At 37.5% G+C, this 22,063-nt stretch carries 18 protein-coding genes, 1 pseudogene and 1 riboswitch; of the genes and pseudogenes, 8 read left to right on the top strand and 11 right to left on the bottom strand.

Features of this window, described 5'->3' with window-relative positions:
- Positions 1-2: 2 nt before the first annotated feature.
- The 5 genes from Q4493_RS06740 (at position 3) to Q4493_RS06720 (ending at position 5,689) form a co-directional block, all read left to right on the top strand.
- Positions 3-1,196, top strand: a complete 1,194-nt coding sequence (locus Q4493_RS06740; RefSeq protein WP_303450626.1) for a glycosyltransferase — start codon at positions 3-5, stop codon at positions 1,194-1,196.
- Position 1,197: 1 nt separating this feature from the next.
- The gene (locus tag Q4493_RS06735; protein WP_303450623.1) at positions 1,198-1,794 is read left to right on the top strand and encodes a sugar transferase; all 597 of its coding nucleotides are present in this window, start codon (positions 1,198-1,200) and stop codon (positions 1,792-1,794) included.
- A 22-nt stretch (positions 1,795-1,816) separates the two neighbouring features.
- A complete protein-coding gene (locus Q4493_RS06730; RefSeq protein WP_303450621.1) occupies positions 1,817-2,440 on the top strand; it encodes an acetyltransferase in 624 nt (207 codons plus the stop codon).
- Positions 2,441-2,448: 8 nt separating this feature from the next.
- On the top strand, positions 2,449-3,633 hold the full coding sequence (locus Q4493_RS06725; RefSeq protein WP_303450618.1) for a DegT/DnrJ/EryC1/StrS aminotransferase family protein: 1,185 nt from the start codon (positions 2,449-2,451) through the stop codon (positions 3,631-3,633).
- 91 nt (positions 3,634-3,724) lie between these two features.
- Positions 3,725-5,689 carry a nucleoside-diphosphate sugar epimerase/dehydratase gene (locus tag Q4493_RS06720; protein ID WP_303450615.1) on the top strand — a complete coding sequence of 655 codons (1,965 nt, stop codon included), beginning with the start codon at positions 3,725-3,727 and terminating at the stop codon, positions 5,687-5,689.
- Positions 5,690-5,777: 88 nt separating this feature from the next.
- Here Q4493_RS06720 and Q4493_RS06715 read toward each other — a convergent pair whose 3' ends face one another.
- Together Q4493_RS06715 and Q4493_RS06710 are read right to left on the bottom strand one after the other, a co-directional pair.
- Positions 5,778-6,869, bottom strand: a complete 1,092-nt coding sequence (locus tag Q4493_RS06715) for an MltA domain-containing protein (protein WP_303450612.1) — start codon at positions 6,867-6,869, stop codon at positions 5,778-5,780.
- A complete protein-coding gene (locus Q4493_RS06710; protein WP_303450791.1) occupies positions 6,866-7,381 on the bottom strand; it encodes a glutathione peroxidase in 516 nt (171 codons plus the stop codon). Before Q4493_RS06710 ends, Q4493_RS06715 begins: the two co-directional genes overlap by 4 nt.
- Positions 7,382-7,779: 398 nt before the next feature.
- On the opposite strand from Q4493_RS06710, the gene Q4493_RS06705 reads away from it, so the two are divergent.
- The gene (locus Q4493_RS06705; RefSeq protein WP_303450609.1) at positions 7,780-8,874 is read left to right on the top strand and encodes an efflux RND transporter periplasmic adaptor subunit; all 1,095 of its coding nucleotides are present in this window, start codon (positions 7,780-7,782) and stop codon (positions 8,872-8,874) included.
- Positions 8,874-11,948, top strand: a complete 3,075-nt coding sequence (locus Q4493_RS06700) for an efflux RND transporter permease subunit (protein ID WP_303450607.1) — start codon at positions 8,874-8,876, stop codon at positions 11,946-11,948. The genes Q4493_RS06705 and Q4493_RS06700 overlap by 1 nt, the downstream gene beginning before the upstream one ends.
- Positions 11,949-12,044: 96 nt before the next feature.
- Here the strand turns inward: Q4493_RS06700 and Q4493_RS06695 are convergent, their stop codons facing one another.
- The 5 genes from Q4493_RS06695 to Q4493_RS06675 all read right to left on the bottom strand — a co-directional run bounded on the left by Q4493_RS06695 (position 12,045) and on the right by Q4493_RS06675 (position 16,856).
- Entirely contained in the window at positions 12,045-12,860 is an 816-nt protein-coding gene (locus Q4493_RS06695) for a phosphotransferase (protein ID WP_303450605.1), read from the bottom strand.
- An 85-nt stretch (positions 12,861-12,945) separates the two neighbouring features.
- Positions 12,946-13,581, bottom strand: a complete 636-nt coding sequence (gene pnuC, locus Q4493_RS06690) for a nicotinamide riboside transporter PnuC (protein ID WP_303450602.1) — start codon at positions 13,579-13,581, stop codon at positions 12,946-12,948.
- A gap of 11 nt (positions 13,582-13,592) precedes the next feature.
- Positions 13,593-13,859 (bottom strand): hypothetical protein, encoded by a 267-nt coding sequence (locus Q4493_RS06685; protein WP_303450600.1) that lies wholly within the window; start codon positions 13,857-13,859, stop codon positions 13,593-13,595.
- A gap of 58 nt (positions 13,860-13,917) precedes the next feature.
- Positions 13,918-16,077, bottom strand: a complete 2,160-nt coding sequence (locus Q4493_RS06680; protein WP_303450597.1) for a TonB-dependent receptor — start codon at positions 16,075-16,077, stop codon at positions 13,918-13,920.
- Positions 16,078-16,139: 62 nt separating this feature from the next.
- Positions 16,140-16,246, bottom strand: a riboswitch (TPP riboswitch).
- 55 nt (positions 16,247-16,301) lie between these two features.
- A complete protein-coding gene (locus Q4493_RS06675) occupies positions 16,302-16,856 on the bottom strand; it encodes a hypothetical protein (RefSeq protein ID WP_303450594.1) in 555 nt (184 codons plus the stop codon).
- A gap of 247 nt (positions 16,857-17,103) precedes the next feature.
- On the opposite strand from Q4493_RS06675, the gene Q4493_RS06670 reads away from it, so the two are divergent.
- Positions 17,104-17,712, top strand: a complete 609-nt coding sequence (locus Q4493_RS06670; RefSeq protein WP_303450591.1) for a cold shock and DUF1294 domain-containing protein — start codon at positions 17,104-17,106, stop codon at positions 17,710-17,712.
- 14 nt (positions 17,713-17,726) lie between these two features.
- Here Q4493_RS06670 and Q4493_RS06665 read toward each other — a convergent pair whose 3' ends face one another.
- From Q4493_RS06665 to Q4493_RS06650, 4 genes and pseudogenes are all read right to left on the bottom strand, one after another.
- Complete coding sequence (locus Q4493_RS06665; RefSeq protein WP_303450588.1) at positions 17,727-18,029, bottom strand: hypothetical protein; 303 nt, start codon at positions 18,027-18,029, stop codon at positions 17,727-17,729.
- 519 nt (positions 18,030-18,548) lie between these two features.
- Positions 18,549-19,559: a virulence RhuM family protein gene (locus Q4493_RS06660; RefSeq protein WP_303450586.1), complete on the bottom strand. Its 1,011-nt coding sequence runs from the start codon at positions 19,557-19,559 to the stop codon at positions 18,549-18,551.
- Positions 19,560-20,094: 535 nt separating this feature from the next.
- Positions 20,095-20,274, bottom strand: a pseudogene (locus Q4493_RS17745) (type I restriction-modification system subunit M N-terminal domain-containing protein); the annotation flags it as partial.
- A 170-nt stretch (positions 20,275-20,444) separates the two neighbouring features.
- Entirely contained in the window at positions 20,445-21,530 is a 1,086-nt protein-coding gene (locus Q4493_RS06650; RefSeq protein ID WP_303450580.1) for a Fic family protein, read from the bottom strand.
- Positions 21,531-22,063 lie beyond the last annotated feature (533 nt).

Below are 22,063 nucleotides of genomic sequence, written 5' to 3'. Positions count from 1 at the left end.
CAATGAATGTCATCGTAAATTGTGAATTTCGTTTCTACCAAACGCCTGACGGTAATGTGTGGACACCTTCTTCTTTTAAATATGATTTTTGGTTACGTTATGCGGCGGTATTTGAGCAAGTAATCGTTGTTGCCAGAATAAAAGAAGTATCAGAAGTTTCACCCGATTGGCTACAAGCTAATGGTAAGCAAGTGACTTTTCATGCGCTTCCTCATTATATTGGCTTAAAAGCGCTTATTTTTGCCTTACCTCGCTTAATTAAATCTTTGTTAGCGGTACTAAAATTAGACGGTTTGCTGCTATTTCGTGTGCCATCACAAACAGCAACCATTGCTACTTGCTTACTGAAAAAAAATAAATCCTATGCGGTAGAAGTAATTGGTGATCCCTACGATGTTTTTTCGACTGGTGTTGGCGGAAAACTAGCAGCGCCGTTATTAAAAACCTTCAGTAAGCGAACGCTTCAAAAGCAATGTCAACGAGCATTAGGCGCAAGTTACGTGACTCAATATTACTTACAACAGCGCTACCCACCCGGTAAAAACACCCTAACCAGTTTTTATTCATCGATTATGTTAGACGAAAGCCAGATAGTCGATACGCCCCGCAGCTATCAACAAGTCGCAAGAAAGCTTGTTTTTGTTGGTTCATTAGAGCAAATGTATAAAGCGCCCGACATTCTCTTACAAGCATTTTCTTCACTGGTAAAAGCAGACAGCACTTTTCAGTTAACCATGATAGGCGCCGGTCAACACTTGTCAGAATTAAAAGCACAAGCGCAACAATTAAATATTCAAAATAACGTTGAATTTGTGGGTGAAATTAAAAGCAACGAAGTCATTAATTTTTTAAGCCAAGCCGATTTATTTGTGCTCCCCTCTCGAACAGAAGGTTTACCTCGAGCCATTATTGAAGCGATGGCACAAGGCTTACCTTGCGTTGGTACTTCTGTTGGTGGCATACCTGAGCTAATTCCTGATGAACTATGTGTACCAGCCGATGATGCCATGGCATTGTTTACTGTGTTAAATAAACTCTGTAATAACCTTGATCAACTCACTGAACAATCCGTGAGAAATGTAGAAAAAAGTAGGCAATATGCGAATCAATTTTTATCAGCAAAACGCCAGCAGTTCTATCAAGATTTAAAAACACAATACCAAGCAAACCTAAAGAAACAACAAGGAAGTAATTAACATGTTAAAACGTTTGATGGATATACTCATTGCCTTGCTTGCCTTAGTTTTTTTGCTACCCGTATTGTTGGTATGTGCCGTTATTTTATATGCTCTCAATTGCCGTCCAATACTTTTTAAACAAACTCGCCCGGGCTTACATGGCAAAACGTTTAATATGCTAAAGTTTCGCTCGATGACCGACAACAAAGATGCCAAGGGACAATTATTACCGGATGAAGAACGGCTAACCCCTTTCGGTCAATTGATGAGAAAAACAAGTTTAGATGAACTTCCGGGGTTATGGTGTGTGTTAAAAGGTGACATGAGTTTGGTTGGTCCAAGACCTTTGCTTGTCGAATATCTACCGCTGTATTCCACCCAACAAGCACGCCGCCATGAAGTAAAACCAGGCATTACCGGTTGGGCACAAGTAAACGGTCGCAACGCCATTAGCTGGGAAGAAAAATTCGAGTTAGACGTGTGGTATGTTGATAATCAATCGCTATGGTTAGACATTAAAATTTTATTGTTAACCGTGAAAAAAGTCGTTTCTCAAGCAGATATTAGTGCCGAAGGGGAAGCAACTATGAGCAAGTTCACTGGCACAGACAGTTAAAAAAATATAAGGGCAGTAATTAATGAAAAATTTAGCCATTTTAGGCGCGGGTGGTCATGGCAAAGTTGCAGCAGATATTGCTGAACAATTAGGATGGAACATTCATTTCTTCGATATCAATTTTCCTGAAAAATCGGCGTGTGATAAATGGGAGATTGTCGGCGATGAAACCAGTTTAATTCAACATGCGTCAAAATATGACGCCGTGTTTGTTGCCATTGGTAATAATGGAATCAGAGCAAAAAAACAGCGTGAATTTAAACAGCTTGGCTTTGTTATTACTTCGTTGATTTCTCCGGCCGCGACATTGAGTGAGCATATTGAAATAGGCGATGGCGTATTAATTGTTGCCAACGCTTGTATAAATATCGGCACCAAAATCGCCGATGGTGTCATTATCAATACCGGCGCCAATATCGACCATGACAACCACATAGGTGAGTTTAGTCATATTTCACCTGGGGTAAATTTAGCGGGTGATGTTAATATCGGAGAACAATGTTGGGTGGGCATCGGCTCAAGTATTATTCATCAGATCTCAATAGGTGATAATGTAATTGTCGGCGCAGGTACGGTGATAATTAATGATGTGCCTGAAAATGTTACTGTAGTAGGTTGTCCTGCTCGAATTGCCCATAAGCGATAAGGTTTTTTATGTTAAATACACCCTTTTCTCCTTGGCCCAGTTTTTCTGAAGAAGAAATATCGGCAGTCAGTAAAGTGCTTAGCTCTAATAAAGTAAATTATTGGACCGGCGACGAAGGGCGAAATTTTGAAAAAGAATTCGCCGCTTTTACTGATTGCCAATACGCCGTTGCTGTAGCTAACGGCACACTGGCACTTGATTTGGCATTACAAAGTTTAAATATCGGTCAAGGCGATGAAGTCATTGTGACTTCTCGCACTTTTATCGCTTCTATCAGTTGTATCGTCAATGCGGGAGCGACACCAGTTTTTGCAGACATAGATCTTAACTCTCAGAATATTACCGCTCAATCCATTGCCGCGGTATTAACCGATAACACTAAAGCGGTTATATGTGTCCATTTAGCGGGTTGGCCCTGTGAAATGGACGAGATAATGGCGTTAGCAAAAACGCATAACATTTTTGTTATTGAAGATTGCGCACAAGCGCATGGTGCTAAGTATAAAGGACGTTCAGTCGGTAGTATTGGTGATATTGGCGCGTGGTCATTTTGCCAAGATAAAATCATGACCACCGGCGGTGAAGGAGGCATGCTGACCACCAATAATGAACAATTATGGCGAAAAGCCTGGGCATTTAAAGATCATGGAAAATCTTATGCTGCTGTTTATGAAAAAGAACATCCCCCTGGATATCGTTGGTTACATGAATCTTTTGGTACCAATTGGCGCTTAACTGAAATGCAATCAGCAATTGGCAGAATACAAACCGCTCGAATGCCACAATGGCATCAAACTCGAACTAACTATGCTGATAAAGTACTAAATACTTGTAAAGCTTTTGATTTTATTGATGTTCCTGAAATTCCTGACTATATCGAACATGCATTTTATAAATGTTATGTATTTATTAAGCCTGAAAAATTACCTGGCCCTTGGTCAAGAGATAGCATTATAGAGGCTTTTAACGAAATTAAAATTCCTTGTTATTCAGGCAGCTGCTCAGAAGTTTATTTAGAAAAAGCGTTTGAAAAAACAAGTTTCAAGCCTAAGCAACCTCTAGAAAATGCCAAGCAATTAGGTGAAACAAGCTTAATGTTTTTAGTACACCCAACATTAACCGAACAAGAAGTAGCATCAACCTGTCAGGCAATTAACGAAATATTTACAAAAGTAGCAGACACGTTAAAATAACCTGTTATGATAGAAAAATAATAAAAATCAAAATAACAATAATTCATAAAAAATGAATAATTTAAAGCTTTAGATCTGAAGGCGATTGCAGATGATCAGAAAAATAGACTTAATACCTAGCTCAGCAAAACTATTAATTGCATTAACTTATGACGCTTTTGCCGTAGGATTTGCATTTTTCCTCGCATATTTCTTGCGTTTAGGCGTGTCAAATTTTGATGTCTCACAAGCCGAAGTATCGGTTTTTATTACTGTTACCCTCTGCACAATCGCTTTACTTTATTTTTCAGGCACATACCGCTCAGTCATTCGTTATTTCAACGCAAAATCAACCATGAAAGTGATTGCATTAGTGGCGGTTGCTAGTGTGGTTTTCGTTTTGGCTGGGTATGCATTTGATGCCTTTGTTCCTCGCTCTGTTCCTATTGTATTTTTTGCCGTTGCTAGTTTTTTAATTGCTGGTGCCAGAGCATCATTTGGTATCATTACCGGTGAAAAATGGTTTGATGAAAAAGAAGGTGTCGTTATTTATGGTGCCGGCAGTACTGGTCGACAACTTGCCAATACCCTTGCTTTAGGTAACCAATATCAACCATTAGCCTTTATCGATCAAAAAAGTCGATATCATGGTAGAGAGTTAGCCGGCATTAATATTCATCCTGTGAAAGATATTGGCAAACTCGTCAAACGTTTTGGTCAATACAAAGTACTGATCGCAGTTGATAAAGTAACCCAAACTCGGATGAAAGAAATCGTTTCTTCTATTGAGCCCTACGCGCTTGAATTGTTAACTATTCCCAACATGGCTGACATCGTTTCAGGAAAACGAAAAATTGATCAACTGCGTGAAGTTTCTGTCGATGAATTATTAGGCCGAGAGCCTGTCGCGCCTATTCCTGAATTATTATCTGAAAATATCTGTGGCAAAGTTGTGATGGTTTCCGGCGCAGGTGGCTCTATTGGTAAAGAATTGTGCCGTCAAATTATTCATCAAAAGCCAACAAAATTAGTGTTATTAGATGTTAGTGAAGCCTTTCTGTATGAAATCAATCAAGAGCTGACAGTTTATCTTCGTGAAATTGACAGTGACATACCACTCGTGCCCCTTATCGGTAATGTGCAAAATGGTATGCTGATGACCACTATTTTTCATACCCAAAATGTACAAACTATTTATCACGCTGCTGCTTATAAGCATGTGCCTTTAGTTGAAAGCAATGTTATCGCTGGTATTTCTAACAATGTCCTAGGTACATATGAAATTGCTCAAGCGGCTATTTTTTGTGAAGTAGAAACTTTCGTCCTTATTTCAACCGATAAAGCCGTCAGACCAACGAATGTGATGGGCGCCACAAAACGTCTTGCCGAATTAGTTTTACAATCTTTAGCGCCTCGTGATCACAACACACGTTTTGTAATGGTGCGCTTTGGCAATGTGCTGGGCTCTTCGGGCTCAGTTGTGCCTTTATTTAAACGTCAAATAAAAGCCGGTGGCCCGATCACCATTACTCATCCCGATATTATTCGCTATTTTATGACCATTCCAGAAGCTGCACAGTTAGTAATACAAGCAGGTGCTATGGGTAAAGGCGGTGATGTATTTGTTTTAGACATGGGTGATCCGGTTAAAATTGTTGATCTTGCGATCAATATGACCCACTTAATGGGACTTACCGTAAAAGATGAGGCAAACCCTGACGGTGATATTGAATTAAAATATAGTGGCTTGCGTCCAGGCGAAAAGCTATATGAAGAGTTACTCATTGATGATCATGCACAACCAACACGTCATGAGCGCATTTTAACCGCCAATGAACGCTTTCTTTGTTGGCCTGACGTGAATGTGATTCTCAATAATATTAACGATGCGATGCGTGCTGAAGATACTGACAGGCTACGACAAATCTTACTGGATGCGCCGTTAGCTTATAATCCAGAGCCCAATGCAAAGCCAAGCAACAAAGAAACTGAAAGCACACAAGTTTCATCGTCGGAAATAGAAGATAAACAAGTAGATAAAGTCACTGAACTAAAAGCGGTTAACGCTAACGTATAACTCAATTTCGCTGATTTTTTATTTCTTGATTATTCGTTTAAACGGTTTCTTAGTAAAACGAACAATCAACGAACATCAGTCAAAATGATCACTGCTTTTTTAACATTAACCATGTGTTCGCATAATCAGGTAAATGTTTATTGGCTTGATAATAATCTTTCCAACCGTAATAACTGCCTTTAAGAAAATCTAATTGAAATAAATTATTATCGAATGCTCCGCCTTGATCAGCTAGCACCCCCATATTATTCACTGGCTTACCATCCACTTGATAATTAATTAAAAATAATTTGCCTAAACCTAATTGTTTAACATTGCCAGCAAATGTCACATCAGGCTTGATAGAAATTTTATCGGCGAGCGTTTTACCGTACCCTAAAATACTTGGCACCTCGGCAAAGTACCAGTAACGTGCTTGTTCACGTTTACCACGCGTATAATCATAAGCAATACCATTATTACGATGAACATTAAAATAACGTCTCTTTCCATTAATTTCGACAACTCCAGTTCCCTGCAACAATACATCATGCAAGGCTTCTTCCGTTAACCAAATGAGAGGTTGAGCAAGATTGTTATCCAACAAAGCACCATTGATAATTTGTTGCCGCGTTAACTGATATCGCGTTAACGCTTGCTTGTTTTTTTCAGCCTCAACCAACGACATTCCTTGTTCATCAGCAGGTAAAGCATATAGTGCTTGATTAAATTGAGCCGTTGGTTTTTCACTGGCATTTAATAGTTTCGTATAGTATTTCGTAATAAATATTTGCTGCTCAGGGATATTATTTAATAAGCGTTTTTTTACCGCATTCTTACTTTGTTCGGCGAGTTGATGAGCTTGTTTTTTGTCAGGCAACCAACGATAAAAGTCAAAATGTTGTAATAAATACTCACGCGTAAATGAGCGATTCTCGGGTGATTGACATAAAAAATCTAAGGTCTTTACAACACGTGTTAAACTTACCCCCTCAATCACTTCACCTGAATGTACCGCAAATGTATCTTGAGGAAACAATTCGATATAGCGTTTAGTGTTATCAGCGACATCACATAAGTTAGCCGTATTGACAGAGATTTCGCCATCAATTTCAGGGCTTTTTTGTAAAACAAATTCCGCATGAATAGAAAAACTGAGCGAAATAAAAACTAAACTAATTGGGCGGTAAATATTCATCATGATTGTGTTAATAATGTTTCTATTGCTTGTACAAACTCAGCATCATCGGGAGCGGTTTTAGGGCTAAATGACTGTACTTTATTGCCTTTGCCATCCACTAAATATTTATAGAAATTCCATTTTGGTGAAGTTGACTTATCGCCTAAAAATTTAAATACACTATTTACATCGCTACCTCTTACTGCGCTCGTCGACAGCATAGTAAAAGTCACGCCATAATTTACATAACAAATTTTCGCGGTATCTTTTTCGTTATCTTCTTCTTGAAAGAAATCATCTGACGGAAACCCTATCACCACTAAACCTTGTGACTGATATTTTTTATGAATTGCTTCTAATTGTTTAAAGTGAGGCGTGAATCCACAATTGCTCGCCGTATTGACAATCAAAACTGGTTTCCCTTGCGTTAGTTCACATAAATTTACCGTTTTACTTGAATGTAATTTTTGTTTAGTGACATTAAGGTAATCAGGACAGTTATTATTAAGTTCGTTGGCCTTAACTGGCATCATTACTGATGAGCTTAACCAAATGATTATAAGTAACGGTAAATATTTCATTATTTTCCTAATATTGCTGTATGAAGCAATGATAAATGGCGAGTTGCAATATACATTATCATAAAAATACCAATGAAAGCATTCACAAACAAAGTGATAGTTCCTAGAGTGTAAGACGCCTGATATACTTAATGACATCGTTACTATCAGTAACTCAACTGATATTTAGCTCTTAATATCGATTATCGCTTGAGTTTTAAGTTCAAGTATTTAAATTTATTGAATTAATCAAACTTAATTGAAACAAAATCTGACAATTTATCGGTTTATTTCCGTTAAGTTAAACAGGAATTTTCACAAAGTTAGCATACACTTAGCTATGTTAAATTTTACAAGGTATTTTAGATAATATGAAACCTCTTCATTTCAGCGCATTCATTAGAACATTTTCTCTGATCAGTTTTATCGCTTTTGCTGCTAATGCCCAGCAAGGACCACCGGCCAATGTTAATGTAACAAGTATTCAAAACACGACTTTGTCTCCCGTCGCTTGGGTATCAGGAAGTGTCGTCAGTCGTAATAATTCACAAATTGCCGCCGATGTTTCAGGTCGATTAATTAGCTTAGCTAGCCTTGGTAGTAAAGTAAAAAAAAACCAAGTCATTGCCGAGCTTGATGACCGAACGCTTAAATTAAAATACGATGAAGCCGATGCCCTGGTTGCCAATGCCCAAGCAAAACTAACGTTTGAAGCTGCAGAAGTAACAAGAAAAAAAACCTTAGTAGAAAAAAAGCTGATTTCTGAAAAAGAATTAGAAGAAGCCATTTCAAATCTAAATATTGCAAAAGCTAATGCAGCAGCGGCAAAGGCTAAACTTGAACAAATTGCACAAGATATTACTTACACAAAGCTAAAAGCACCTTTTGATGGCATTGTTGCTGAACGTTTAAGTAACCAAGGCGAATATGTAAACAACGGCAATGCGATTATTCGTTTAGTAGAAACCGCCAATGTTGAAGCATCTTTATTTGCGCCATTAACTGCCTATCGTTTTTTAAAAGAAAGTAAACAACTTGCCATTAAATCACCACTGGGCGAAGGAAGAGCAGATATCAAAGCCATTATTCCTGTTGCTGACTCTCGTTCGCATTTAATGGAAGTACGCCTTGATATGTCACCTTTTGACTGGCCAATTGGCTTAGATATAAAAGCGGCAGTTGCAACAGGAAATAGCAAACAAGTACTAGCAACACATCGCGATGCCTTAGTGTTACGACGCGATACCATGAGTATTTTTATCATTGATACTGAAAACAAAGCCAAACAAGTGAATGTGACCGTAGGTATTAGCGAAGGTGATCTCATTGAAGTGATTGGTGATATTCAAGCCGGCGATCAAGTTGTGATTCGAGGGGCAGAACGTTTAAGAGCAGGACAAACTGTTAATATTAAAACCAATAACGATAAGCTGATCTCTGGAAAATCGGCCATGGGAACTAAGTAATGACTCTCACCTCAGCCTCACTTAAAAACCCAACCGCGGTGATCGTCGCGGTATTATTGATCACCTTATTTGGCGCCATTAGTCTATTTAAGTTACCTATTCAATTAACGCCCGATATCAGTAAGCCACAAATTGTTATTTCAACAAGTTGGCGCGCTGCTGCACCTGAAGAAATAGAAGCAGAAATTATTGAACGTCAAGAAGATGTACTTAAAGGATTACAAAACCTTGAATTGCTAGAATCAACCTCAAATCAAGGTAGCGGTAGCATTACCTTAAGATACAAAACCGGTGTGAACTTACAACGGGCATTAATTGATGTAATGAATGCATTAAATCAAGTTCCTAATTATCCGCCTGATGCAACAGAGCCGGTAATTGCCGTAGGTGGTGCCAGTAATTTTGAAGCCATTGCTTGGTTAGCCTTAAAACCAACCGAAGGCAACACCAACGATATCGCAAGTTATCAAGATTACACAGAAGAAGTGGTACAAACCCGCCTAGAACGCGTTGAAGGTGTTTCACAAACAAATGCTTTTGGCGGATTAGCAACAGAATTGCGTATTACTTTTGATCCCTATAAAGCTGCGACGCTTGGCCTTAATATTCCTGCTATTGCCAGCACATTAACGAATAATACCGATGCTTCCGGTGGCTTTAACGAAATTGGCCGTCGAAAATATACTTTACGTTTTTCAGGAAAATATGGCGTCGAGCAGCTACAAAATATGGTGCTAGATTGGCGAAATGGGCAACCTATTTTATTAAAAGATGTCGCCAATGTTGACCTTGCCTTGTCAGACAGAACAGGCGTATTAACGCTTGATGGTTCACCTGCCATTGCGATGAATGTACAAGCTGAGCAAGGCGTCAACGTTATTCAAGTAATGGACGGCCTAAAAACCGCAATTAAAGAGCTTAACGAAGGCCCACTCAAGCGCTCCCAATTAGAAATCATTCAAATGTATGATGAAACAATCTACATTGGTCGCTCAATGAGCCTTGTTAAAAACAACTTAATTCTCGGTATTATTTTGGCCATCATTGTCTTGTGGTGGTTTTTACGTAAATTTAAAGCCACGTTGATCGTCGCCTTATCTATTCCAATTTCACTGGTCGTCACGTTAGTGATTATGCATAGCACAGGCAGAACATTGAACATTATTTCAATGGCTGGCTTAGCTTTTGCCGTAGGTATGGTGCTTGATGCCGCCATTGTCGTTTTAGAAAATATCGTTCGTCTTCGTGAAAATGGCGCTAAGCCCAATGAAGCATCGTTAAAAGGTACAACTCAAGTCTGGGGTGCCTTGTTGTCATCAACGGCCACTACTGTTGCTATTTTCTTACCGATTGCCTTTTTGGAGGAAGTATCGGGGCAACTTTTCGCTGATTTAGCCATAACGATTGCGGTTGCTATTGTCGCTTCGCTTTTAATAGCGGTAACGGTATTACCTACGGCAGCACGTCGATTATTAAGTGAAGTATCGTCAGAAGATCCTCACAATCATTGGTGGACGAATATCACCAACGGCATTATGCGTATTACTTCAACCCCTAAAAAGCGCGCAGCTTGGGTATTTGGTTTAATGATCTTTTCGTTTTTAGGCAGTTATTTAATGTTTCCTAAAATCGATTATCTTCCAAAAGGGAATCAAAATTCATTTAACGCCTTTTTATTACCACCTCCGGGGCAAAGTTACTTAGCAGCAAGAGTAGAAATGAGCGATGAAATTAATCAACGATTGATGCCTTATTTAACCGGAGAAAAAGAACCTAAAATTGAACATTCATGGTTAGGCTTTTTTGGTAATTTTGGTTTTATGGGTGGACGAGCCGAAAACTCAGACCACATCAAAGACATTGTCAATATTATAAATAGTGAAGTATTAGCAGGGTTTCCTGATACGATCGCCTTTGCCTCACAAGAAGAGTTGTTTGGCAACCTTGGCGGTGGCCGACGTATCGACATAGACATTCAAGGCAATGAAGTTGACCAATTACTTACAGCCGCACAAGTAGGTTTTGGCGCGGTAAGCCAAGCATTACCTGGTGCACAAATTAGGCCGACACCTGGGCTTTCTCTTGCTGAGCCAGAATTACGCATGGTACCTGATGAACGCAGTATTGCTGAGTCGGGTTGGTCGAGACAACAAGTATCTTCAATATCACGAGCTTTGGGAACAGGGCTTTATGTGGGGGATTTTTTCAATGGTCAAAAGCGCTTAAATGTAATTTTACGTTCAACGGATTGGGAATCTCCTGAAGAATTAGCAGCAATTCCATTATTTACACCTAAAGCTGGCGTACAACCCGTTGGCGAATTAGTTGATGTGGTTAGAACCGCAGGACCTAGCTCTATTAGACGTGTAGATAGAAAAAGAACCATTACTTTACAAGTAACACCACCAGAAAATATCAGCCTAGAAGACGCTATTAACGCAATCAAAGAAAAAGCAGAACCAGCTATTTTAGAGCAACTGCCTGAAACAGGTGCGATTAATTATCGCGGCTCTGCTGAAGCATTAACCGAAGCCTTACAAAATATGAGTCAAAGCTTCTTACTAGCTTTAGCCATTTTGTATTTACTCATGTCAGCGCTATTTCGCTCGTTTAAAGACAGTTTACTCGTAGTATTAACGATCCCCTTAGCAACTGTAGGTGGCATTGCGATGTTACAAGTAACCAACATTATTATTTTCCAACCGCTCGATTTATTAACCATGATAGGGTTTATTATTTTGCTCGGACTTGTGGTAAATAATGCCATATTACTTGTTTATCAAACACGCCTTGGCGAGAACGATGGTTTATCAAGACATGATGCCGTAGAGCAAGCAGTACGCTTACGACTTAGACCAATACTAATGAGTACGCTAACCAGTATCTGCGGAATGCTTCCTTTATTATTAATTCCTGGAGCAGGCGCAGAATTATACCGAGGTATTGCTGCGGTTATTGTCGGTGGAATGAGCGTAAGTACCGTATTTACCTTAATTTTCTTACCTAGCTTATTGCAAATGGGTAAAGCAACAGCACATCAATTTGATGCTGAACTTTCTGCAGATACCGCTTAAGTAACAGCATTTAATCAGCAAAATGGTTAGTTATTAACACAAAACGCCCACAGTAAAGTGGGCGTTTTATGTTAAACCATCTTCTTTTTTTACCCGTTAAAGGAGTTGTTCAACCAGTTTTATATCGCTTAATTTTAGTCGATCAAATTGGCTATATTGTTGATAAGCAAGATCGATATACTGGTCATTATCAATAATGTTATGAGAATGCTCTTGATACCATAAGCCATTTATTAAATAACAACAGGCTAAATAAGCGTGTACTAAAGCATGATTTAACGGCTTTTTACTCTGACCTTGATAACAATCAAAAATATAGGAAAAGTCGCAATTAGATAAATTATTAATCGCGATGAACATCGCAACATCGTATTCTGCACTGCCAATGGATGTGCATTCATAATCTACTAACCAAGCCTTCGATTGTTTATCAATGAGGATATTCGTGAAGTTTAAATCACCATGGCAAACTACCGGCTCTGTTACCTGTGTAAAGTCATTAATATCTTGATTTAACTGAAACAAAAAGGACTTTTGCTGATCTGAAAATACATTGGCGTTAATTTGCGCTTCAATGAGAGACTGTAACGAAAGTGAAGAAACTTGCTCAATGGGCGCTAACTGATGAAAATCTTGTAATAATTTCATTGCTACCGCTATTTTCTCGGCGATAGTGTATTGATTTTCAAATAACGAATAACCCTCAATATATTCAGTTACTAACCATTCTTTGCAATGATAAATAACCTGTGGCGAAAGGTTTGATATGGCGGCAGACTGAGCAACTAAACGTTCGTTTTGCTCTGTAGAGGCATGTAATGATAAAGATTTAACAAAATACTTCGCCGATTTTTGACTATCAAGATTGACAGCGGTAACGATAAAACAATGATGGCTTAACCCAAGTAACACTCTTTCAATTGCACAGATATAGCCATCAAAGCAGGTAAGTGCTTTAATTTTCGTTATATTGTTATCTTGTTCACCAGGGTTTTCATTATGGTTGTGCCGTTGATGTTTCAGTTAAAACCTCATTGCGTTTACGTTGTTTAAATTTTGCTCGCCATTGCATATAACCATATATAGCCATAAAGAAATATAACACTAAAAGTGCTGCGGTTGGCTCTAAATCTTTTTCAAGATAAAGGTAAACAGAAACTGCATTAATTACAATCCAATACAGCCAATTTTCTAATACTTTTTTCGCCACTAAGTAGGTGGTAAATACTGAGAAAACCGTGGTTGCTGAGTCAAGATACGGAAAGTGCGTGGGTGTAAAAGTTGCCATTAACCAGCCAACACCAATCGAAATGATACTTAACAGTGCAATCGCTTTGACATGAAGGCTTATTGACCAAGATTGAATATGTAAGGTTTTTTGTCGTCGGTTATTAATGTAATACCAGCAATACCAACCATAAATTGCCATGGCAAAATAATACACTTGTAACAGGCTTTCCATCCATAAATACACGTCATAAAAAATAACGGTATAAATAACGGTACTTATTAAAGCAGCAGGCCAGCACCAAATATTTTCTTTGGCGGCTAGCACGACATAGGCTAATGCTGAAGCAACGGCAATTAATTCCCAAAAAGGTAATTGAGTAAAATAGGCAATTGTTTCAGTCATTTCATGCAACCTTAGCTTTCAGCTTCAACAACACTGCGGTTGCCACCAATAAATTTACAGATAAAAACAGCAGCGTTTAACGTTTGATGAACGTGCTTAATTTCTGTCATGACTTTTTCAACAGCCAGGTCATAGTCACCAAATACTTGAGTACTCATCCCATTAGTAACCACTTCTAAACCATCGACATTTCTTAATCGCTTAATGAACGCCCAAATCTCTGTTTTGAACTTTTCTTCTGCTAATGGGTATAAACTGATCTCAATAGATATTTCCATTTCTTCACCTTTAATAAACTATGTAAGCCGATGCGCTTCATTACGCATCGCATTGAAACTAAAATTGATAGTCTAATGTAACACCAACTTGTCGCGGTGCAGCAAAACGTTCAAACTTTTTTGCTGCCCAGTCAATATCAGGTTCGTTACCAAAGTAAAATCCTCGAGTTGCCACTTTTTCATCGGTTAAGTTACGAGCCCATAAATACACAGACCACGTGTGAGTTTCATAACCAACACGGGCATTAACCAATTGATTGCTTGACGATTTTTCTGAGTGGCTGTCTGAGAAATAAAAACTGCTTTTTCCAGACGTTGACATATTAACAAACAATCCATTATCACTGGTATAACTGCCTCCTAAGCTATAGGTATTTTTAGGCGCATGAGCTAAGGTTCGGTCAGAAATATCAATGCTCGCCCCATACTTATCAAAATAAGCATAGTTATCATAACGGGCATCTAAATAACCCAATGTGGCATATACATTTAAGTTAGCCGTTACTTGCCAAGCTAAATCAAGCTCAGCTCCATAACTTGTCGAGCTAGTTGCATTAGCCGTATAAATAGTAAAACGTTGTGGATTGTTCGGGTCTTGTTGCGAGGCATTCACTTGCTGGTCTTTTCTGTCCATGTAGAAAAAAGCCACGCGAGAATGAAAAGCATTATTCAAATAAGATGAATCTATACCAAATTCATAGTTGAGCAAGGTTTCGGTATCAAACTCTTTAAATTGGCTTAACTCAGCCGGTAAGCCCATATTAAAACCGCCAGCCTTGTAGCCTTTAGCAATACGTACATAGGCATTATGGTCTTTATTCAGCGCTTTGCTCAGAGCAATATGACCGCCCCACATGGTTTCACTTGGCGAGAAACTGTCTTGTTCGCTATCGACATAATCACTGTCTCTATTTTCAACACGTAAACCTACTGACAACTGATAATCTTCAGGCAAGGTGCTGTCTAGTTGGGCAAATATGGCCAAATTTTTCGCTTGATAATGCGACAGTAAAATTTCATCTTCCCAACCATTGTAATAAGACTCCAGATCATTCTCTTCGTCTAACTTACTGATATAAACACCAGCTAACCAATCTGTGGTCTGATTAAATATTTTATGGTTTTGCTTATTATTAAAGCGAATTTCTTGTGACCAAACGTCTCTGTCAGCTTCTTTATCCCATAAATATTCATAAACACACGGAATTTGGTCGCTGTCATCACCATTGCCATTTTCATCATAATAATCGGTGCAGCTTTTGCTCGCCCAATATTCAGCATTCGCCCAATCGCCATCAAAAGCATTATGATGATCTGTGGTTGTAAAACTTGAAATAGCAGTTAATTCCGCGCTAGTAAAACCAGAATAAGAGAATTTTAACGAACTACCAGACGACTTTTGTTTATCAATACCGGGGTGATCAGTTAACGTATCAAAACCATTATTGTCTAGTGTCCATACGTCGTAACCATTATCCATATCCGCAAATAGTAACGTAAAATCAACGGCTAATTCGTCGCTCGCTTGATAAACAAGTTTCAACTTACCACTTAATTCATCAATGCCATTAGTGTCGTCTTTACCTAAAAACAAATTGTCTCTAAAACCATTTTGTTGATGCTGTTCAATACTTACGCGGTAATTTAAATTTTTGCTTAAAGCACCTGAGCTAAAACCGGCTACATTGATTAAATCATCGTTACCAAACGACGTTTTAATGCCATGTTCGGCAACATCGGTAGGAGCATTAGATTGAATATACACCATACCAGCCAAGGCATTGGCACCAAAACGAGTACCTTGTGGACCACGTAAAACCTCCACTTGGTGAACATCATACATACTAGCTGCCATACCTAAGCCAGATAAGTCGATATCATCAACGATAAAGCCAACTGAAGAATTAGGTGCACCGCTGTATTGAGAGCGCTCACCTACGCCACGAATTTGCAAAAATTTAGGACGAGAAGACTCCCCTGAAAAATTAACGTTAGCAAGACTTGCTAGGACATTTTCAAAATGTTGATCACCTTGCGCTAATATTTGTTCTGACGTAACAACAGCAATACTGGTAGGCGCTTGAGCAAGAGATTGTTGTTTAAAGTTTGAAGTAACCGTAATGCTTTCAATGACTTCCTCTTCCACAGAAGAATAGGCATTAGCAGATAAAAAACTAAAAGACGTTAGAATGGCGAGTGAAGATTTAGCTAAATTCATGTGGCTCTCATATTATTAATCGAATAATACAATAGAGAGCAAATTATCAAAGATCGAGCGATCAATAATAAGTTAACCATCCCTACGTCGGCATTATCCGTATCAGGTAGTAAGGGTTAATCATCTCAGCATAAAAACAATAAATTTTTATGCACCCCTTGGTTCGAGCGGGATAATAACAACTAATAATGCAATGTACAGCTATTTTTAGTAATAAATTATGCTTACATTTTATGAGTGTCAGTATTTTTTAGCGGGAAAAAACGTTTATGAATATAAAAATATTTCGCTGAATGGGCGCCTAATCTATAACAGCCATAACCAATAAGAATCCAGAGAAGAAAATGAGAAGCCGGTAATTTATTAGGCCAATATGTAAACCAAATCGCCGCCGTGATCATATTCATGAATGAGTCAACAATCATCCCGATAAATGCACCAATACTGAATAAATCAGTCACGTCTTGCCAGCGGGTAACTCCTAACCAAAAGTTCACAATTTGTAATAGCTCTATAATTAAAAAAGTGAGCACGGCTATTAAGCCATAAAAACCGCCACCAAAAGTCACCCATTTAGAATGAAAAAATGGCAGGTTTTTCTTATTCTTTTTCGACAGCTGCGAGGGGTTTTCATCGTTTTTATCAAAGGCGTTTTTAAAAGCAATGCTTGTCGATAAATAGCCTTTTTGATACGAAAAATACACCATCAAAAAGCTAAACGCATAAACAGGTAAACCGGCAAAGAAAAGGGCCACAAAAGCGTCTTGTATTAATTCCATTTATCTTTATCTCTTGAATATGAAGCAAAAACTTCAATAGCTAACCATTAAGTTACCACTTCGTGATTTCACTGTAAAACATTGGTTTACAGACAATAATGTAACTGAAAAATATAATGTTTATCGTTAAAACATTCTCTATACCATGACCTATTGCTTTGTATCATTGCTTTGTATCATAGTTTTGAAACATCAGAGCGTTAAGAGTAATATTAAATGCGACAGGGGTAAAATTAAGGATGTTACCGTGAGACTCAAGGGAAAAATAATTAACTGGAATGCTGAAAAAGCTTTCGGCTTTATCGAGCCAAATGGCGGTGGTGATCAGGTTTTCATTCACAAAACGGCATTAGCAAATAAGAATAGAACGCCGCAAATGCACGATATAATTACGTTCTCGATCACCAAAGACAAAGATGGCCGATATTGTGCCTGTGATGCTACCTTTGCCGGTGAAAAATTAAAGAAAAAAGCAGCAAAAAAAACCAGTAAATTTTCAATCTATTTATCTATTACTTTTTTAATTTCAATAGCAACCGCTTTTGTGTTTGGTAATTTCCCTGAAAAATTATTCTACATTTACATAGGGTTAAGTATGATCACGTTTATCGCGTATGCCAATGATAAATCAAAGGCCCAACGAGGAGCTTGGAGAACACAAGAAAGTACCTTACATCTATTTTCGTTAGCCGGCGGTTGGCCAGGTGCGGCTTTAGCTCAACAGTTTCTCAGACATAAATCATCCAAGCGAGAGTTTAGACATATATTCTGGTTAACAGCATTTATTAACGTAGGAGTTTTAATGTGGCTTTTTTCTTCATACGGAGAAGAAGTATTAACGTTAATTAATCAATAACAGATTGATATTGATTAATTTTTTGAGCGTTCATAAGCAGGGATATTAATATAACTGTCATCACCTCTTATGATAGCCTCTTTAAGATTAGCTTTTCTCTTTTTACGAGAACTGATGCTTTCATTAAACACCTCAAAGTGAGCTTTTTCCATAATTTCAACCGCTTCATCCTGAGATATTATTCCAAGACTTTTACCTGCATGAATAAAACCTTCAGTTCTATACTTACATTTATCATCTTTTTGATGGTTTTTCGCCCGCTGGAAAATCCTAAGTAACTGTTCATAACAGTAATCTAAATATGCTTGTTTATTCATGTTAAGGCCTATTTTTGAGCAGGGTTTAATTGAAAAACTGAAAGGTCTTTAAGTAGTTTGATAGCTTTTCTGGTTAATGCCAGACTTTTAAGCATTTTATTTTGAGTAATATCATTATATTTTTTAAACTAAACAAGAATAAGTTTAATGTGCACTAAGATAGTAATTTTGTAATCTACATTCAGTCCAAAAACAACCTATAAGCTGTATTTACAAAAAACAACCTATAAGCTGTTATGTGTTTTATACTCTGTTAAACGCAGTAATACGTAGCTCCTTTGAACTTTCGAGTAGGCATTTACTGGATGGGTTAAAGATCAGAAAACAAAAACCCCACAAAAGTATGGCTCTACAAGAAATTATTAACATGAAGTGAAGAGTTTAGGCTTACTCGATGTTTTAGATTTGATCACATATATTGTTAAATTTATATCTTAAAAAAACAACAATTTAAACAATAATCCTTATGCAAAAGTCAATTTTAGTAACCATATAAAAAGTAAAAAGAATATTACCTTATTATTTATTATTTAATCTTTTTATTGCTGCAGTTAAATCATGATCAACTTGATTAGGGTTTGAATCGATAACACGTCGATACTTATCGTATTCTTCCTTAGCTTTAAGTTTAGCTTGTTCAGCTGATATTCTACCTGCATGAGTTAATATATCGTATTCACTTAGTTTTAGAAAATCATCTAACTTACTTGACCAATCAGCCATTTTCATTAGTTTTCCTCTCTTTGCCTGTAACTCAGCAAATTCAAGATAACTAGTGACTAATCGGTTTAGCGTATCTAATTCATCTTCTGATAAATAGTTTTTACCTGTTACAACTTCTTTTCTCGTGGGTTCATCGCCAGCAAAATGTGTTAACCCTAAATGAGGTTTATCTGAACTTATGCGTTGGTAAACAACTTCCGCGGCTGTGTGACCATGGGCAGCCCAATGCATTTTATTCTGTACTTGTGCAAAAAACGTCATGCTGGTTGGCGCTTTACCATCATAATCAATACTCGTGGCATAAATATCACAAATCTTACGCCAAAATACTTTTTCAGATGATCGTATATCACGTATACGATTAAGCAGTTCATCAAAATACACACTAGATTCTGGATTTTTTAAACGCTCATCGTCCATCACAAACCCTTTAACCAAATACTCTTGTAAGGTTTGTGTTGCCCATTGTCTAAATTGAATACCTTGCGGAGAGCGAACTCGATAGCCAACAGCAAAAACCACATCTAAGTTAAAGTACTCTAATTGCCGATTAACCTCTCTTGAACCCTCTATTTGAACTGTTGCATATTTTGCAACGGTTGACTTTTGTACAAGTTCACCATCGTCATATATATTCTTTAAATGCTTAGAGATAACAGACTTATCTCTCCCAAATAAGGTACTTATTTGATTTAAACTAAGCCATAAATTGTCTTCTTCTAATCTGCACTCTATTTGAGTTCTACCATCATCGGTTTGGTAAATAAACAGCTGTCCTCTTGGCTCATTTGAAACTATCTCTGTCATACTTTTTTACCTATAGTTAATCTTGATGAAGCTTATATGTGATTGCAGGAAATTTATCCGTGATTTTACTAGTGAATGTTTCGGCACTTTCTTTACCCCAGTTACGGGCGACATAATACTCTTTGCCATCATAGACCAACTCGGGATCACGAGAGACACGATACTTATTATATTTTTTGTTTGTTTCCGTGACTTCTGATTCTAATTTTATCAGCGGAAAGGAGCATGTGTTATCGGATCTCAAGAACTCAAAAACGCTCTGATTAATCAAGCCCTTATTGTTAAGCAATTGCACAGTGTAATAACCAATATCTGATTTACGGATATGCGCATGGGCTTGCTCGTCATTAAAGTAAATTGAATATCGGCTTGTGTCTCTGCCACCAGAACGCGAGGCTCGTTCTTTCTGGCGCTTCTCACGGATCTGAACTTGATAATCTTCGATTTCAGGAATTGGTATTACTGACTGTACATCTAGCAAGATTTTACCGTCACTTTCATATGGGTGCATCCGAACACAACGAATAGATAAGCCGTAATCTAAGCTTTCATCACCACCAGTGATGTACTCAACAAAGTTTTCACTAAAAAAGCGATAGAAGAGTGTACCCAGTACATATTGTTTAAAGTCCCAACCATCTACAGAACCTCGTACATCATTGGCAATTTTCCAGATTTGATTTTGTAGTGCCTTACGTTGCTCGGTACTTGTCATTTTTAATACCTGTATATGTTTTTCTATATTTATGCAGCTAGCAAAAAATTGAATCTAATAATCTTTGCAAACGACTTATCTAATATTTTCAGTATTTACTTTTTTAAGAAATGTTTGTTTAATGCCTATAGGGTAATAGTTAAAATTTCTTAATCTCTATTTTGACATCATTATCTTTCATTACGCTCTATCAACAAATAAACGAGTTGTTGGTTAATGTAGTAGTTACTGCGGCCTATTTTTTCTTTGTGTAACAAACCTATTTCCACTAACTGATCTAAATATTTAGCAGCGGTTAAACGGGTTACATTAAGGTCATTCATCATAAACTCTATTTTGGTATAAGGATGATTAAACAAATTATTCAATAGTTCTTGGCGATAAATTTTAGGCAATTCGTTACGAATTTTCTTTTTAAAATCTCGCATAAGTACTTTGATGCTTTTAATCATTTCTATTGTTGCTCTAGCTGTTTCAGCGATACCTTCAAGCATATAGAGTAACCACGGCTCCCACTCACCAGTATCTCGCACCGCCTGCAAATGTTGATAGTAGTCAGCCTTATTTTCAATTAAATAACGACTTAAATATAACACCGGCAAGTCCAATAACGCTTGCGCCACCAAATACAACATATTTATGATACGGCCAGTTCTACCATTCCCATCATAAAACGGGTGTATGCTTTCAAACTGGTGATGAATAATTGCCATTTTCACTAATGGGTCTGCACTACATATTTGATCATCGTTAATGTATTGCACTAAGTTATCCATCAAACGTTCTATGTCTTGTGGGTGTTGTGGTGGTGTATAGATTATTTCTGCTGTTTGCGCATTCTTTAGTTCAGTGCCCGGTAATTTACGCAAGCCAGCTTTATTTCTTTCTAAGGTTTGTTGGATTGCTAAAATGTCTGACAATCTGATGATTTTTGAATCACGCACTAAAGTAAAGCCTTGCCTTAGTGCGATGGCATAGTCTTGAACTTCTTTAGTCGCAGGGTTTAAAGCCGTTTCCGTTAATAATTCGGCTTTGAACAACTCATCATGTGTGGTGATAATGTTTTCAATTTCCGAGCTATGTTTAGCTTCTTGTAAAGTAAGCGTATTGATTAAAATGGCTTCATTAGGAATTGATTCGGCTACGCCTTTTAATTCAGCCAAATATCGATGGGCAACAGCGGTTTTTTTAAGTACAGCTCGCGTTTCCCATTGTTCAATATTGGCTAATGGCAATTCATCCATTGTCGTATTCATTATTGTCCAATTAGAATATGTATAAAAACCAAGTTAGTTTATACATATAATATTTATATGTATAGAAAATCAAATTATTTATACACATAATGGTTACATGTATAAATTTTTACTTTATTTATGTATGTTTTTGTTATGTGCATAAACAAACTTAAAAATTATATAACTTCACCAGTCCGCTATGACAGGATAGTAAAATAGAAACAAAAAGCCTCACAAAAGTGAGGCTCTACAATAAATTATTAACTTTATGGAAAGAGTTTAAAACTATTCGATATTCTGGATCTGCTCACGTAGTAGAAAAATAAAAACCTTTACTTTCAGTTTATTAATTATAATTTCGATAAGTTTATTTGACTTTATGTCACCAATCATGTCACCACTTAGTTTAAGTATGCACGCTTATCATATTTCCTTGCGCTTACATTCCCGCAATAATCTTTCCGATATAGCTCCTAGAAAGTCATTGCAAAGGTTTGTGATAACATTGCAGTAATAGTATCAAGCACTCCAAGTATTGAGTCAATAATCTC

Source organism: Colwellia sp. 1_MG-2023 (genome assembly GCF_030546755.1).
Taxonomy (GTDB): domain Bacteria; phylum Pseudomonadota; class Gammaproteobacteria; order Enterobacterales; family Alteromonadaceae; genus Thalassotalea_H.
This window is presented reverse-complemented; position numbering and strand designations above follow the sequence as displayed.

Bases quoted from the DNA above. Each gene is read 5' to 3' on its own strand.
- Q4493_RS06715 (WP_303450612.1), bottom strand. From the start codon at position 6,869: ATGATGAATATTTACCGCCCAATTAGTTTAGTTTTTATTTCGCTCAGT.
- Q4493_RS06665 (WP_303450588.1), bottom strand. From the start codon at position 18,029: ATGAATAAACAAGCATATTTAGATTACTGTTATGAACAGTTACTTAGG.
- Q4493_RS06650 (WP_303450580.1), bottom strand. From the start codon at position 21,530: ATGAATACGACAATGGATGAATTGCCATTAGCCAATATTGAACAATGG.
- Q4493_RS06675 (WP_303450594.1), bottom strand. From the start codon at position 16,856: ATGGAATTAATACAAGACGCTTTTGTGGCCCTTTTCTTTGCCGGTTTA.
- Q4493_RS06660 (WP_303450586.1), bottom strand. From the start codon at position 19,559: ATGACAGAGATAGTTTCAAATGAGCCAAGAGGACAGCTGTTTATTTAC.
- Q4493_RS06740 (WP_303450626.1), top strand. From the start codon at position 3: ATGAATGTCATCGTAAATTGTGAATTTCGTTTCTACCAAACGCCTGAC.
- Q4493_RS06680 (WP_303450597.1), bottom strand. From the start codon at position 16,077: ATGAATTTAGCTAAATCTTCACTCGCCATTCTAACGTCTTTTAGTTTT.
- pnuC (WP_303450602.1), bottom strand. From the start codon at position 13,581: ATGACTGAAACAATTGCCTATTTTACTCAATTACCTTTTTGGGAATTA.
- Q4493_RS06730 (WP_303450621.1), top strand. From the start codon at position 1,817: ATGAAAAATTTAGCCATTTTAGGCGCGGGTGGTCATGGCAAAGTTGCA.
- Q4493_RS06705 (WP_303450609.1), top strand. From the start codon at position 7,780: ATGAAACCTCTTCATTTCAGCGCATTCATTAGAACATTTTCTCTGATC.
- Q4493_RS06720 (WP_303450615.1), top strand. From the start codon at position 3,725: ATGATCAGAAAAATAGACTTAATACCTAGCTCAGCAAAACTATTAATT.
- Q4493_RS06710 (WP_303450791.1), bottom strand. From the start codon at position 7,381: ATGATGCCAGTTAAGGCCAACGAACTTAATAATAACTGTCCTGATTAC.
- Q4493_RS06700 (WP_303450607.1), top strand. From the start codon at position 8,874: ATGACTCTCACCTCAGCCTCACTTAAAAACCCAACCGCGGTGATCGTC.
- Q4493_RS06735 (WP_303450623.1), top strand. From the start codon at position 1,198: ATGTTAAAACGTTTGATGGATATACTCATTGCCTTGCTTGCCTTAGTT.
- Q4493_RS06685 (WP_303450600.1), bottom strand. From the start codon at position 13,859: ATGGAAATATCTATTGAGATCAGTTTATACCCATTAGCAGAAGAAAAG.
- Q4493_RS06725 (WP_303450618.1), top strand. From the start codon at position 2,449: ATGTTAAATACACCCTTTTCTCCTTGGCCCAGTTTTTCTGAAGAAGAA.